A 12,943-nucleotide genomic window follows, 5' to 3' on the forward strand; every position below is an offset into this window, starting at 1 on the left:
TCGAACGGTGCCGCTGGCGGCGCCCCGGAAGGCGCCGTGCCGCTACTGCGTTTGCTTCTGCTGGACCCGGGTGCCATCGCGCAGGGTGTCCGGCGGGTTGACCACCACCAGCTCGCCGGCATTCACACCCTTGAGCAGCTGGCGATCCTTGCCCATGGCCTGGCCAGCCTGGACCGTGCGCTGCTGCACGCGGTTCTCGTCGCCGAGCACGAAGGCCACCGATGCACCCTCGCGCTCGACCACCGCGCCTGCCGGCACACGCACGCCCTGCGGCTTGGCTTCAGCCTGCGGCGCTGCCTGTTCCAGGAAGCTGACCCGCACGCCCATCTCCGGCACGATGCGCGGGTCCTTCAGCTTCAGGGCCACGCGCACCTTCACCGTCGCCTTGCCCCGGTCGGCGGTGGGGATGATGGCGATCACCTCGGCCGGAATCTTCCATTCCGGATAGGCATTGAGGATGGCTTCCACCGGCATCTTCGGTTGCACGCGGCCGATGAAGGCTTCGCCGACCTCGACCTCGATCTCCAGCGAATCCATGTCGACGATGGTGCCGATGCCTGTGCGGGTGAAGCCACCACCGGCCGACAGCGGCGAGACGATCTCGCCCGGCTGTGCCGCCTTGGCCGTGACCACGCCGGAGAACGGCGCACGCACGATGTTGTTGTCCACCCCAAGGTCGGCGATCGCCAGCTGGTCGTTGGCCACCTTCACGTTGCGCTGTGCGGTTTCCAGCTGCGCGCGCAGGCTGTCGCGCTGGGCCACGGCCTGGTCGTACTGCGAGCGCGAGACCAGCTGCTGCCCGACCAGCGCCTGCAGCCGGCTGGCCTCTGCCGCCGCCTGCCTCTGCTGTGCCTCCAGTCCGGCCACCTGGCTGCGTGCGGCCTGCAGCTGCGAGGCATACAGACTGCGCTGCGCATCGGCATCGATCGGGTCGAGGGTGGCCATGATCTGTCCCGCCTCCACGCGCATGCCTTCTTCGATCATCACCTCGCGCACCTTGCCGGTGATCTTGGCCGACACCGTAGCCATGCGCCGGGCGACGACATAACCACTGGCATCGAGGACCGAGCTGCTGGCGCTGCCCTGCTGGATGGCGACCGCCGGTGCGGTTTCCACCTGCACGGCCGGTGTGCGGCCGAACAGCGCGAAGGCGCCTGCGGCCAGGAGCAGGATCACCGCGATCACGGCAATCCACAGCCAGCGGCGCCCGCTGCCACCACCACCAGAGGCAGGCGGCGGTGACTTGCGTTCGATACGGAGTTCCTTCAACAGCTCGGCAGAAGCGTTCATTCGTTCCATCACAGGCGTTCGGGCGGGTGTGACCGGAAGGGCGACAGCGGCGGTTCCGGCAGTGGAGCGTGCGGCACAGCATGACGGCAGGCACGGGGATGGCGGCAGTGACAGCTGTCATCCGATGACCTTGACGGTGGCAACTGCGAAACGTGACCAAGGGGGCGCAGGATGGCAACGTCCCCGCTACCGGTACCGCCCATGGCTCCGATCGCCCCGTCGCTGGCTGGCCTGCAGCAGGTGCAGGTGCGCCGTAACGGCGCCGGCAAGAGTACCGCGATCAGCGGGCTGTTGCGCCTGCGCAGGCCTGGCGGAGGGCAGCGCACGCGACCGGCAGGGCCGTGCTGGCGCGCCCGCGCCTGCGCAGGATCGGCTGAACTGGCATGATCGGCAGCGATCGTTCCCGCCTGGACCCTCCCGTGTCATCGAGCTGGCTGGCCTCCCTGCTGCGCCCTGCGCCGGACTCGGCGGTCGCCGACACGCTGCGGCGCGGCAAGTCGCCCTGGAGCGAGGCGATCCATCTGCTGTGGTCGGTGTGGATCGTCCTGACCCCGCTGCTGGGCCATGGGTTCACCCTGCGCTGGCTGCTGCTGACCCTGGCCAGCTACCCGCTGTTCCTGCTGCTGTACGCCAAGGTGCTGGTGTCGCCCCGCCACCACGCAACCCGTTATGCGCTGGGTCTGATTGCAATGGCCCTGGTCCTGCTGCCCTGGTATCCGTCCGGGCTGACCTACTTCGTGTTCGGCTGCGTACTGATGCGGGTCAGCGGGCGTGGCGGCTGGTGGCGGTACCTGCTGCAGTTGACCGGTCTGAACATCGTGTTCTGCGTGGTCGCGCTCGCGTTCGAGTATCCCTGGCAGAGCCTGGTGTGGATTCCGGCGGTGTCGTACATCGTCGGCCTGGTCGTCAATGTCGAGGCGCTCAACCAGGAGAAGGAGGCGGCCCTGCAGCTGTCGCAGGAGGAAGTACGTCGCCTGGCGGCGACCGCCGAGCGTGAGCGGATCGGTCGCGACCTGCACGACCTGCTGGGCCACACGCTGTCGCTGATCACCCTGAAACTGGAGCTGGCACGCAAACTGCACGATCGCGGCGACGCGCGCGCGCGGCAGGAGATTGGCGAGGCCGAGGCCATCGCCCGCGAAGCGCTGGCGCAGGTGCGCAGTGCGGTCACCGGCATCCGGGCCAGCGACCTGGCCGGGGAGCTGGCCTCGGCGCGGCTGCTGCTGGAGTGCCAGCAGGTGCATCTGCAGTACGCGCCGCCGCCGCCGATGCCGGTGGAGGTGGAGCGTGGCCTGGCGCTGGTCCTGCGGGAGGCCGCGACGAATATTGCCCGCCATGCGCAGGCGACACAGGCGCGGGTGGACTTCATGAAGGAAGGAAAAGTACTGGTGATGCAGATCCGCGATGATGGCCGGGGTGGCATGCAGGCCGAGGGCAATGGACTGAGCGGCATGCGTGAGCGCACTGCGGCGCTGGGCGGGGATGTCACCGTGCAGTCTCCGCGCGGCGAGGGCACGGTGCTGAGCGTGCGCGTGCCGCTGTCGGCGGCCACTGTCCCGTTGCCGCCCGCTGCACCCGCGCCGGTGGCGCAGGATGGCGCGGCATGATCCGCATCCTGCTGGCGGAAGACCAGGCCATGGTGCGCGGCGCACTGTCCGCATTGCTCAGTCTGGAGGCGGACATCGAGGTGCTGGGCAGCGCCGCCGATGGCGAGGCCGCCTGGCGCATGCTGCAGCAGCTGAAGCCGGACATCCTGGTGACCGATATCGAGATGCCCGGTCTGTCAGGGCTGGAACTGGCCCAGCGCATCGCACGCCACGAACTGCCCATCAAGGTGGTGATCGTGACCACCTTCGCGCGCGCCGGTTTCCTGCGCCGCGCGCTGGACGCAGGCGTGCTCGGCTATCTGCTCAAGGACGCGCCAGCGGAGAACCTGGCCGATGCACTGCGCAAGGTGAAGCAGGGCGTGCGTGCGATCGACCCACAGCTGGCACTCGATGCCTGGTCACAGGCGGACCCGCTGACCGACCGCGAGCGGCGCGTGCTGCGCCTGGCGGGCGAAGGACGGACTGCCAGCGAAATCGCCGAGCAGCTGGGGTTGTCGCACGGCACGGTGCGCAACTACCTGTCCGAGTGCATCGGCAAGCTGGGCGTGGCCAACCGGATCGAGGCGTACCGGCTGGCACGGCAGAAGGGCTGGCTGTAGCGGAGTGGCTCGACCCTTTTGAGCCGAGCCATGCCCGGCGGCTCCCGAGGGGTTCCCTGGCCCACGAGCGATCGACAGGCCGCAGTCGCGTCAGTCCTTCCCGCGCGCCATCGCCTGGAACACGCCATCGCGGCGGACCCACAGGTGGAAGAGGGCGGCACCGACATGCATCAGCACCGTGGCGAACAGCACGTAGGCCAGCAGGCTGTGCGCGCTGCGCAGCGCTGCATACAGTGCCGGTGTGTGCGGCACGATCGGTGGCAGGTGCAGTCCGCCCCCCAGCACGATGGGGTAGCCTCCCGCGGACAGCATTGCCCAGCCCACCAGCGGCATTGCCAGCATCAGCGCGTACAGCATCCAGTGCGATGCCTTTGCCGCCATCACCTGCCACACCGGAAGATCGGCAGGCAGCGGCGGCGGCCGATGGCGCAGGCGGTTGTACAGGCGCAGCAGCACCAGCACGCCGATTGCGATGCCCAGCGGGCGGTGCAGGTCGAGCAGCATCGGCCGCAGGTGCAGCGAGGCGACCATGGTCACGCCGATGAACAGCATGGCGATGATCATCACCGCCATCGACCAGTGCAGTACCCGCGCCAACAGGTTGAAGTGGCCATTGCCGGTACTCATCGTGCAGCCTCCTTCGGTTGCGCTGCCGCTCCGGCCGCGCGCTCGCGCTCGCGCCGGTTGAACGACTGCGAATAGACCGCCGACCGCGCGGCCAGGATCGGATCATCACTGCCGCGGATGCCGCTGGGCAGGATCAGCGGGTCGAAGTTCAGCTCGCCGCAGGCGCCCTGTTCCTGCGACTGCATGCGTTCCAGGCTCAGCACGCCTGCCACCACCGTTTCCCGCGCGTCCGGCCAGGGCACCGACGGATCATCGATGGCGTCCCCCGGTTCGGCGATGCTGACCACCAGGTCCCATTGCACCGGGCCGGCCGCCAGCCGGCGCTGCAGGTCCTGGCTGAGGAAATCGACATCGGCGCGCTTGCGGGCGTCGGCATCAAGCTCGGCGACCGGCGTGCGGGGCTGCCATTGCCAGCGCACGGCGCGTCGCTGGCCCTGCGCATTGGTGAACCAGAAGCTGTTGACGCTGTTGAAGCGGGTATTGGCCCAGCTGTCGGTCCACGGCGCGGTCCGTGCCCATTGCTGGAACGCCTGCGCGCTGGGGTACTTGGCCAGCACCGCCGCCATCTTCTGCGGGTCGGGCTTGCCGGTCGCCGGATCCGGGATCTGCGCCTGCGTCTGTTCGAAGAAGGCCTCCGCCGTCGGCACCGCGAAGAACGGGAAACTGTTCATCGCCATCCGCCATTCCTGGCCATCGTCGCTGACCAGCTGCAGGGCGATGCTGCGCACCCGGGCGCTGCCATCGGCCCCATGGGGATCGCCACCACCGATCGACAGGCGGCCCAGCACCGGTACCCGGGCCTGCGAGAACACGCGCGCGCTGGACAGCGTCGGCGCCTGTGCACTGGGTGCGAACCAGCCACTCACGCACACGCCCTTGCTGTGCGCACGGCGGAACCCGGGATGGGCCGGGCCGGTGGCCTCGATGGTGTCGGTGAAGCGTTGCGCGGTGAGGCGGTGGCCGACCCAGCCGGCCAGCCAGGCAAAGCCCAGCGTGATCCCGCCAAGAATCAGGGCGATCAGCGCGATCCAGGGCAGCGGCGAATGCCTGCGCGGTGTGCGCGGCCCCTGGCCGGCGCGGGTGTAGCGGAAGAGCGACATGGTCGGAGTCCTGCCTTCACGGAATGTGTGGGTGGTCGACCGACACATCCTCGCAGAACCCGACCGTGGCCGGAATTCAATTTTTCGTCACAACTCGGTGGAGCGGACCCCTGTCCGGCTCCACCCGCGCATCGGCTGCGCTCAGGCGTAGCGTGCCTTCAGCATCGCCCAGGCCGAGCGCAGGGCCAGTGCTTCGCCGCCGGCCGGGCGGCCCGGCCGTTCACCATCGTTCCAGGCGTACACATCCAGGTGCGCCCAGCGCTGGCCATCCTCAAGGAAGCGCTCCAGGTACAGCGCGGCAGTAACCGAGCCCGCCATGCGCGAACCGGCATTGGCCAGGTCGGCGATGCCGCTGCTCAGGTAACGCAGGTAGGGACGCCACAGCGGCATGCGCCAGACCGGGTCGCGCGTTTCATCTCCGGCCTGCAGCCACTGCTGGGCGACGGTGTCATCGTTGCTGAAAAGTGCCGGCAGGTCCGGGCCCAGCGCGATGCGCGCAGCGCCGGTCAGGGTCGCGAAGTCCAGAACCAGGTCCGGCTTCTGCTCAGCGGCGAAGGTCAACGCGTCGCACAGGATCACACGGCCTTCGGCGTCGGTGTTGTCGATCTCCACGCTCAGGCCCTTGCGGGTGGCGATGACTTCGCCCGGACGGAACGCATCCGGGCCGATCGCGTTCTCCACCGCCGGCACCAGCAGGGTCAGGCGCACCGGCAGCTGCTGGGCCATCACCAGTCCTGCCAGGGCCAGCGCGTGCGCGGCGCCGCCCATGTCCTTCTTCATGTTGCGCATGCCATCGGCCGGCTTGATGTCCAGCCCACCGGTATCGAAGCACACGCCCTTGCCGACCAGCACCAGCGCCGGATCCGTCGCCTTGCCCCAGCGCAGCACGACCAGGCGCGGCGCGCGATGCGATGCGCGGCCGACGGCATGGATGGCCGGGAAATTCTGCGCCAGCAGCGCATCACCGGTGATCGCTTCGACCTCGGTGCCGTGCGCCGCTGCCAGCGTGCGTGCGGCCTCTTCCAGCTGCTGCGGACCCATGTCTTCGGTGGGCGTGTTGACCCAGTCGCGCACGCGCAGGCTGGCGGCGATCAGATCCGCCACTTCCCCGGTCGGTGCGGCAACCAGCTGCGCCGGGTGCCGGTTGCGCTTGCGGTAGCGGTCGAAGCGATAGCTGCCCAGGCCCCAGCCCAGCTGCAGCAGTGCCTGCTCGCTGGCCGGCAGCTCACTGGCGAGCTGCCACACGCTGCCTTCGGGCAGGGCGTGCGGCGCGTGCGCATAGCTGTAGGCATCGCCGCGATCGCCCACGCCCATCACCGCACCGGCCAGACCCTCGCTGCCGGGCAGCAGGGCGATGCTGTGCGAGCCGGCGGTGAAGCCCTGCGAGGCCAGCCAGGCCTGCGTGGCGGCCGGCTGTCCGGCGTTCCAGCGGGCGAACTGCTCGCGATCCAGCACGTACAGCGGCAGTGCGGCAGAAGTGTCGGCGGTGAAGCCCGTGATCTCGCTCATGCGTCAATTGCTCCGGGGTGCGGTGGCGCCGAGGTTGGCGTCCAACCAGTCGGCCAGGCCGGTGAGGGTGTCGAACTGCAGGTCGGGCTGCAGCTGCGGATGGGTCCAGGTGGCGGCGTCGCGGTTGATCCAGCAGCCGCGCAGGCCGGCGGCGATGGCGCCGGCCACGTCCATCTCGATGTGGTCACCGACATGCAGCACCTGCGCCGGGGCCACGCCCAGCCGGGCACACGCGGCATGGAAAATGCTCGCCTCCGGCTTCGCCGCGCCATGTTCGCGCGCACCCAGCTGGAAGGCGAAATGATGGGCCAGCCCGATCCGCTGCAGGTCCGCATTGCCATTGCTCAGCGCGGCCACCGGTACCCGCGCGGCGATACGCTCCAGAGCCTCGAGGGCATCGGGATAGCACTCCACCTGGTTGCGCGCGGCATAGAACGCTTCGTAGGCCGGCTCCAGCAGGTCCAGGCTGGCGCCGCTGTTCTGCAGCGCCTCACGCAGCGTCAGCCGGCGCAGCGCGCTCAGGTCATGATGCAGATGCGGGTTGTCGCGGAACGAGCGCTCGCGCAGTTCGCGCATCGCCGCCAGCGGATACATCGCGGCGGTGGCCGGGCTGTGTTCACGCATCCAGTCGTGCAGCACCTGGTCGATGCGGGCGCCGATCGGTGCGAACGGCCACAGCGTGTCGTCGAGGTCGAGGGTGATGGCAAGGACGGGGAAATTCACCCGGTCATTCTACGCCTGCCCGCGCGCGCTTTCATTCCAGCAGGCGCGCCCAGCCCTGCATGCCGTCCAGCCGGGCCAGCACCAGCTTGATGCAGACCAGCAGCGGCACCGCCAGCAGCAGCCCGATCATGCCCCAGGCCCAGCCGAACACCATCAGTGCCAGGATCAGGACCAGCGGCGAGAGCTTCATGCGCCGGCCCAGCACGATCGGGGTCACCAGCTGGCCCTCCAGGGTATGCAGGCCCAGATACGCCGCGGCGGGCAGCAGTGCCTGCAGCGGGTCGCGGAATTCGACGAAGCCCATCAGCAGCATCAGCGCTACTCCGATCAACGGGCCCACATAGGGCGCGAAGTTCAGCAGTGCCGCCACCGTCCCCCACAGCAGCGCTTCCTGCAGGCCGATCCCCAGCAGCATCAGCACGCCCGCGAAAACCAGGCCGACCAGCGTGTTGATCACGCTGATGGTCAGCACATAGCGCGACACCTCGCGCTCGATCGAGCGCAGGATGTCGCTGGTGAAGCGCTGTTGCTGGCGGTTCGGGAACAATGCGATCGCCGCGCGCTGCAGGCTTTGCCCATAGATCATGAAGAACAGCGTCAGCAGGACCACGGCCAGTACCGAGGCGGCCAGCCGGGGTGCGCGGGTCAGCATGCGATAGGGATCGTCCAGCTGGGTGCGGATCACCTGCACCTTGCGATTGCTGTCGCCGCCGGCAACGCGGGCGAAGTTCTCGGCCGCCAGATTGGCCTGCTGCACCGGCTTGGTCAGATCCTGTACCTGCCGGGCGACCTTGCGCAGCTGTTGTGGCGCTTCCTGCGCCCATTCCATCGCCGGGCCGATCAGCTGCACGGCCAGCGAGCTGGTCACGCCCAGGCCGGCACCGAGAACCAGCAGCGCTCCCAGCGCCCGCGGAATCCACAGCTTCTGCAGCAGGCGCAGGATCGGGTTGCCGACCAGCGCGAAGAACATCGCCAGCAGTACCGGCAGGATGATGTCCTGTGCGGCCCACAGCGTGTAGGCCACCGCCAGCGTTGCCAGCACCACCAGCGACATCGGCCCGCGCGGGCGGGTGGGCGGCGGAAGGGCGGCAGCAGACGGTGCGGGTTCGGCCGGTGACGGGGACAGGAGGGACTCGCTCATCGACGTACCGACCGGGAAGGGGAGCCTATTATCTGTCCGCCGCGGTCAACGCGGCGGATGCTGTTCGTCAACGTTCGGACAGTTCGGTGGCCGCTTCGGCAGGCCGCGGTTCGCGCGCCTCAGGCTCGGCAGGTGGCGCGGAAGCGGGTGCCGCGGCAGCGGGAGCGACCGGGTCGGCGGCGGCTTCGGCAGTGTCGGCCGCATCGTCTGCGGTGTCGGCGGCGTAGGCTGCCACGGCGGCAGCCAGCGCTGCCTGGCCGCTGGCCACCAGGCTGGAGACCGAGCCGATCATCTGCAGCCAGCGCGCACCGTTCACTTTGCCCGGCACTTCCAGCTTGCCGGCCACGAAGCCACCGGCCAGGCCGACCACCACGATGCGCAGGGGAGACCAGCCCCGGCGCCAGACCTCGCTGAGCACGGTCCAGTTGTCCTGGGTTTCACCCATGCGCACGGCCACCACCTGTTCGCAACGCTTCACCCGCCGCTGCAATGCGCCGAACTTCATGGCTTGCCCTCCGGAATCTGTACGCCGGCATCGGGATCGTCTTCGCTGGGCTCGTCGAACAGGCCAAGGCGCGACAGCTGGCGCCGGGTAGCATGCATGCCGGTGTGGTGGAAGAAGTAGGACACCCGCCAGATCGCATAGCCGGTTACTGCGAGGCTGATCAGCGAGGTAATCAGAAGCGCCTGCAGCCAACTCAGGCCCCAGCTCTGCAGCAGGGCGATGAGCGTGGCGGCCATCAGCAGCCAGGCCGAGGCCCCGAACACGATCGCCACGCCCGCCCAGGCCAGGGCCCGGCCGAACGCACTGCGGGCGAGCGCGAAATCCGACGAGGCCAGGCGACGCAGCGAGCGCAGCGTGTGCTTGGCCGAATCGGCGGCGGCGCGACCGGCCGCGCCGACCTGGCGGATGCTCTCGTCCAGCGGCGGGGTGGCCGCCGGATCGGGGCGTTGCGTGTTGTCTTCGCTCACGCCGTGGACTTACTTGTCGCTGCTGCCGCGAGCCAGCTTGGCGATGATCCAGCCAGTGGCGAAGGCAACACCGAACGATGCCAAGGGACGTTCACGGATCAGTTCAGCGGCGCTGTCGATCAGATCCTTGCCCTTGTCCATCAGTGCATCGACCTGTTCCTTGGCGGCAGCGCCGCCGAATTCAGCCGCAGCCAGGCCGGACAGCGCCGTGTCGGACAGCTCGGCCTTGACGTTGGCCTTGCCGATGCGCAGTTCGTCGGTTGCAGCGCCGGTCGCGCCCTTGATCGCACCGCCGGCAGCACTGGCGGCCTGCTTGAGGTGGGAACCGGCTTCACCCAGGTGTTCCTTCAGGTTCTCGGTATTGGTGGGGCTCATCGAATCACTCCTGTTGCGATGGGGGAACGGACGATCGGCTTCAGCCGACAGGGACGTATAGCAATAGCACTGGCCGGGTATAGGGGGTGTTACGGCGGAGCGATCAGCGCATCACCAACTGGCCCTGCTGCTGGCCGTTGTTGCGCAGGATGCGCAGCACCAGGGTCGGTGGCCGCTGCTGGAAATTGGCGCGCCAGCTGGCCAGGTCGGCGAATTCACCCACCGTGGCATCGGTGATGATGTCGCCCTGCTGGAGCCCGTTGCTGGCTGCGCGGCTGCCGCGCTTGACCTCGCTGACCAGCACCCCGCGTACGCCGGACTGGCGCAGTGATTCGGGCAGGTCGACGAAGGTCGCGCCGCCCAGGCGCGGGTCCAGGCTGTCGCCGCTGGCGGCGCGCGCCTGCTCCTTCAGCGTCGCCCGGATCTGCAGCGGCTTGCCTTCGCGGCGCACGTCCAGCGCCAGTACGCTGCCTACCGCTGCCAGGCCCTCCACGTTGTGCAGGGCTTCGGCGCTGTCCACGCGCTGACCGTTGGCGGCAACCACGACGTCGCCCGGCTTCAGCCCGGCCGCCGCACCGGCCGAACCGGCCAGTACCCGGGTGATCAGCGCGCCGCGGGTTTCGCCCAGGCCCAGGCCCTGGGCGATCTGCGCGCTCAGGTTCTGGCTTTCCACGCCCAGGGTGCCGCGCACCACCACGCCATGCTTGACCAGCTGGTCGACCACGCTGCGCGCCAGGTTGGTGGGAATGGCCAGGCCCAGGCCGATGTTGCCGGCCATGCTGCCCTGCGGGTTGAAGCTGGCGGTGTTGATGCCGACCAGCTGGCCCTGCAGATCGACCAGCGCACCTCCGGAGTTGCCCGGGTTGATCGAGGCGTCGGTCTGGATGAAGTTCTGGTAGCCCAGCCCACGGATGCCACTGCGGCCGACCGCCGAGACGATGCCCGAGGTCACCGTCTGGCTGAAGCCGAACGGATTGCCGATCGCCACCACGAAGTCGCCGACCCGCAGCTGGTCGCTGTTGCCGAGCTTGATCTCGGTGAGGTTCTGCGCCGGGATGCGGATCAGGGCGATGTCGGTGTCGCGGTCCGAACCGAGGAATTCCGCCTTGACCGTGCGCCCGTCAGCGAGCGTCACCTGCACGTCATCGGCGTTCTCGATGACGTGGTGGTTGGTCAGCACCAGGCCTTCCTTCGCGTCGATGATGACGCCCGAACCCAGCGATTCGTTGATCCGTTCCTGCGGGATGTCCGGGAACAGGCGGCGGAAGAACGGGTCGTTGAAGAAGGGGTTGCGTACCCGTACCACCTGCTTGGTGTTGACGCTGACCACGGCGGGCATGGTCTTTTCCAGCATCGGTGCCAGCGAAGGCACCGGCTGGCCGGCGACCGAAGCCGGCAATGCGGCGGTGGCCGGAAGGGCCGCCGGCAAGGGCGCGGCGTCGGCGCGGTTGTCCAGGTGGGCGTTGATGCCGGTGGCGACGAATCCACCGAAGGCGGCGGCGATTGCGAGCGTGAGAAGGGTAGGTAGCGGTCGCATGGGAGTCGGTTCGCAGGCGTGGGATGGGGGCCGTTGGCCCATACGGTAAAACAAGCTGAATGAATCTGCCGCGGCGTGGATAAATGCGCGATGAAAGAGACCCTCGTCGATGCGGCACTCGACGACGGCTGACCCGCCTGCGGTGCGGTCGGCCATCGGCGCTACACCGATAGGGTGTGTCCGCCGGCGTGGTCAGGACACCCTCTGATACTTGCGCAGTTCCGCCGATCCAAGGTGTGCGATGGCACGTCGCGCGTGCAGGTTCCGGCAAGGGGCGTGCAGGCAGCCCGTCGCCGCGACGTGCACCTCAATCCCATGGCGCAGCGCTGAAAAAAAGGGGTTTGCTGCGGATCGACGGTAGCAGCACCAGCCTCCCCATACACTACTATCGTCGCAGCAGACGCGATTGCAGGCGTACCACCCGTTCCACGATCGTCATTGTCGGTATAGCATCGCCCCGTTTTGACAATCCACGCCCCCAGGAGGGCAACATGAGCAACGGTAATGGTGTGTCGGTCGTGACCGACGCCGTCGAGAACGCGAAAGAAACCGCCACCAACGTCGGCGAGACCATCGCCCACGCCGCTGAAGACGCAGTGAAGTCGGTCAAGAAGACCGTCAAGCGCGCCCGCAAGGCCGCCACCACCCGCGTCGCCAAGGCCAAGAAGGCCGTGGCCAAGGTCGAGAAGACCGTTGCCAAGAAGGCCGAGAAGGCCGCCAAGTCGGTCGGCAAGACGGTCGCCAAGGCCAAGCAGAAGCTGGAAGCCGCCAAGAAGAATGCCAAGGCCGAAGCCGCTGCCCTGAAGAAGGAAGTGGCCAAGAAGAAGGCCGCTGCCGGCAAGACTGTCGCCAAGAAGGCTGCTGTTGCCAAGAAGTCCACCAAGGCCGCCACCAAGGCTGCCGGCAAGAAGGTCGCCACGGTGAAGAAGGCTGCGACCAAGAAGGCAGCCGCCACCAAGAAGACGGTCGCCAAGAAGGCCGCCGCCGCGAAGAAGGTTGTCGGCAAGAAGGTGGCCACCGCCAAGAAGGCCGTGGCCAAGAAGACGGTCGCCGCCAAGAAGGTGGCTGGCAAGAAGACCGTGGCCGCGAAGAAGGTTGTCGGCAAGAAGGTTGCCGCTACCCGCAAGGTCGCCGCCAAGAAGACGGCTGCCGCCAAGAAGGTTGTCGGCAAGAAGGCCGCTGCCACCCGCAAGACGGTTGCCAAGAAGGCAGCGACCACCAAGAAGGCCGTCGCCCGCAAGGCTGCGCCTCTGAAGAAGGCCGCTGCCAAGAAGGCTCCGGCGAAGAAGGCTCCGGCCAAGAAAGCCGTGCGCAAGGCCGCCAAGCGCAAGTAATCGCGCGAGCGGCGAAGGCCCCTCCGCCCTGCCGGGTGGTGGGGCCTTCTGCGTTCATGGGGCGATACAACGGCCCGGCATGAAGCCTGCGGGGTCGTCCTGGGGCAAGATGAAGTCCCTCCGCTGGAG

14 protein-coding genes are annotated in these 12,943 nt (G+C 68.4%); 4 read left to right on the top strand and 10 right to left on the bottom strand.

Annotated features, from left to right (window positions below):
• Positions 1 to 42: 42 nt before the first annotated feature.
• Positions 43 to 1,290, bottom strand: coding sequence for an efflux RND transporter periplasmic adaptor subunit (locus tag ACZK08_RS01385; protein ID WP_065182017.1), 1,248 nt, complete (start codon positions 1,288 to 1,290; stop codon positions 43 to 45).
• 201 nt (positions 1,291 to 1,491) lie between these two features.
• Between ACZK08_RS01385 and ACZK08_RS01390 the strand changes: the two genes are divergently transcribed.
• Genes ACZK08_RS01390 through ACZK08_RS01400 form a run of 3 tightly spaced genes read left to right on the top strand, consistent with a single transcriptional unit; the run spans position 1,492 to position 3,496 of the window.
• Positions 1,492 to 1,677: a hypothetical protein gene (locus ACZK08_RS01390; protein WP_065182016.1), complete on the top strand. Its 186-nt coding sequence runs from the start codon at positions 1,492 to 1,494 to the stop codon at positions 1,675 to 1,677.
• Positions 1,674 to 2,897 carry a sensor histidine kinase gene (locus ACZK08_RS01395; RefSeq protein WP_065182015.1) on the top strand — a complete coding sequence of 408 codons (1,224 nt, stop codon included), beginning with the start codon at positions 1,674 to 1,676 and terminating at the stop codon, positions 2,895 to 2,897. The genes ACZK08_RS01390 and ACZK08_RS01395 overlap by 4 nt, the downstream gene beginning before the upstream one ends.
• Positions 2,894 to 3,496 carry a response regulator transcription factor gene (locus ACZK08_RS01400; RefSeq protein WP_053516542.1) on the top strand — a complete coding sequence of 201 codons (603 nt, stop codon included), beginning with the start codon at positions 2,894 to 2,896 and terminating at the stop codon, positions 3,494 to 3,496. The genes ACZK08_RS01395 and ACZK08_RS01400 overlap by 4 nt, the downstream gene beginning before the upstream one ends.
• Before the next feature lie 90 nt (positions 3,497 to 3,586).
• On the opposite strand, the gene ACZK08_RS01405 is transcribed toward ACZK08_RS01400, so the two are convergent.
• From ACZK08_RS01405 to ACZK08_RS01445, 9 genes are all read right to left on the bottom strand, one after another.
• Positions 3,587 to 4,123, bottom strand: coding sequence for a cytochrome b (locus tag ACZK08_RS01405; RefSeq protein WP_065182014.1), 537 nt, complete (start codon positions 4,121 to 4,123; stop codon positions 3,587 to 3,589).
• The gene (locus ACZK08_RS01410; RefSeq protein WP_065182013.1) at positions 4,120 to 5,223 is read right to left on the bottom strand and encodes a catalase family peroxidase; all 1,104 of its coding nucleotides are present in this window, start codon (positions 5,221 to 5,223) and stop codon (positions 4,120 to 4,122) included. The genes ACZK08_RS01405 and ACZK08_RS01410 overlap by 4 nt, the downstream gene beginning before the upstream one ends.
• A 141-nt stretch (positions 5,224 to 5,364) precedes the next feature.
• Complete coding sequence (locus ACZK08_RS01415; RefSeq protein WP_065182012.1) at positions 5,365 to 6,732, bottom strand: leucyl aminopeptidase family protein; 1,368 nt, start codon at positions 6,730 to 6,732, stop codon at positions 5,365 to 5,367.
• Positions 6,733 to 6,735: 3 nt separating this feature from the next.
• On the bottom strand, positions 6,736 to 7,455 hold the full coding sequence (locus ACZK08_RS01420; protein ID WP_065182011.1) for an HAD family hydrolase: 720 nt from the start codon (positions 7,453 to 7,455) through the stop codon (positions 6,736 to 6,738).
• Between the two features lie 31 nt (positions 7,456 to 7,486).
• Positions 7,487 to 8,596, bottom strand: a complete 1,110-nt coding sequence (locus ACZK08_RS01425; protein ID WP_053516537.1) for an AI-2E family transporter — start codon at positions 8,594 to 8,596, stop codon at positions 7,487 to 7,489.
• A gap of 67 nt (positions 8,597 to 8,663) precedes the next feature.
• On the bottom strand, positions 8,664 to 9,101 hold the full coding sequence (locus ACZK08_RS01430) for a hypothetical protein (RefSeq protein WP_053516536.1): 438 nt from the start codon (positions 9,099 to 9,101) through the stop codon (positions 8,664 to 8,666).
• Positions 9,098 to 9,568 carry a phage holin family protein gene (locus tag ACZK08_RS01435; protein ID WP_053516534.1) on the bottom strand — a complete coding sequence of 157 codons (471 nt, stop codon included), beginning with the start codon at positions 9,566 to 9,568 and terminating at the stop codon, positions 9,098 to 9,100. The genes ACZK08_RS01430 and ACZK08_RS01435 overlap by 4 nt, the downstream gene beginning before the upstream one ends.
• 9 nt (positions 9,569 to 9,577) lie before the next feature.
• Entirely contained in the window at positions 9,578 to 9,943 is a 366-nt protein-coding gene (locus tag ACZK08_RS01440) for a hypothetical protein (protein ID WP_053516533.1), read from the bottom strand.
• 103 nt (positions 9,944 to 10,046) lie between these two features.
• Positions 10,047 to 11,480 carry a Do family serine endopeptidase gene (locus ACZK08_RS01445; RefSeq protein WP_053516532.1) on the bottom strand — a complete coding sequence of 478 codons (1,434 nt, stop codon included), beginning with the start codon at positions 11,478 to 11,480 and terminating at the stop codon, positions 10,047 to 10,049.
• Between the two features lie 491 nt (positions 11,481 to 11,971).
• Between ACZK08_RS01445 and ACZK08_RS01450 the strand changes: the two genes are divergently transcribed.
• The gene (locus tag ACZK08_RS01450; RefSeq protein WP_065182010.1) at positions 11,972 to 12,814 is read left to right on the top strand and encodes a histone; all 843 of its coding nucleotides are present in this window, start codon (positions 11,972 to 11,974) and stop codon (positions 12,812 to 12,814) included.
• Positions 12,815 to 12,943 lie beyond the last annotated feature (129 nt).

It is taken from the genome of Stenotrophomonas sp. 112478_Sma (genome assembly GCF_056479905.1).

Excerpts from the sequence above, each read along its gene's own strand:
- ACZK08_RS01385 (WP_065182017.1), bottom strand. The coding sequence starts at position 1,290 with ATGAACGCTTCTGCCGAGCTGTTGAAGGAACTCCGTATCGAACGCAAG.
- ACZK08_RS01410 (WP_065182013.1), bottom strand. The coding sequence starts at position 5,223 with ATGTCGCTCTTCCGCTACACCCGCGCCGGCCAGGGGCCGCGCACACCG.
- ACZK08_RS01405 (WP_065182014.1), bottom strand. The coding sequence starts at position 4,123 with ATGAGTACCGGCAATGGCCACTTCAACCTGTTGGCGCGGGTACTGCAC.
- ACZK08_RS01450 (WP_065182010.1), top strand. The coding sequence starts at position 11,972 with ATGAGCAACGGTAATGGTGTGTCGGTCGTGACCGACGCCGTCGAGAAC.
- ACZK08_RS01425 (WP_053516537.1), bottom strand. The coding sequence starts at position 8,596 with ATGAGCGAGTCCCTCCTGTCCCCGTCACCGGCCGAACCCGCACCGTCT.
- ACZK08_RS01400 (WP_053516542.1), top strand. The coding sequence starts at position 2,894 with ATGATCCGCATCCTGCTGGCGGAAGACCAGGCCATGGTGCGCGGCGCA.
- ACZK08_RS01415 (WP_065182012.1), bottom strand. The coding sequence starts at position 6,732 with ATGAGCGAGATCACGGGCTTCACCGCCGACACTTCTGCCGCACTGCCG.
- ACZK08_RS01395 (WP_065182015.1), top strand. The coding sequence starts at position 1,674 with ATGATCGGCAGCGATCGTTCCCGCCTGGACCCTCCCGTGTCATCGAGC.
- ACZK08_RS01390 (WP_065182016.1), top strand. The coding sequence starts at position 1,492 with ATGGCTCCGATCGCCCCGTCGCTGGCTGGCCTGCAGCAGGTGCAGGTG.
- ACZK08_RS01445 (WP_053516532.1), bottom strand. The coding sequence starts at position 11,480 with ATGCGACCGCTACCTACCCTTCTCACGCTCGCAATCGCCGCCGCCTTC.
- ACZK08_RS01430 (WP_053516536.1), bottom strand. The coding sequence starts at position 9,101 with ATGAAGTTCGGCGCATTGCAGCGGCGGGTGAAGCGTTGCGAACAGGTG.
- ACZK08_RS01440 (WP_053516533.1), bottom strand. The coding sequence starts at position 9,943 with ATGAGCCCCACCAATACCGAGAACCTGAAGGAACACCTGGGTGAAGCC.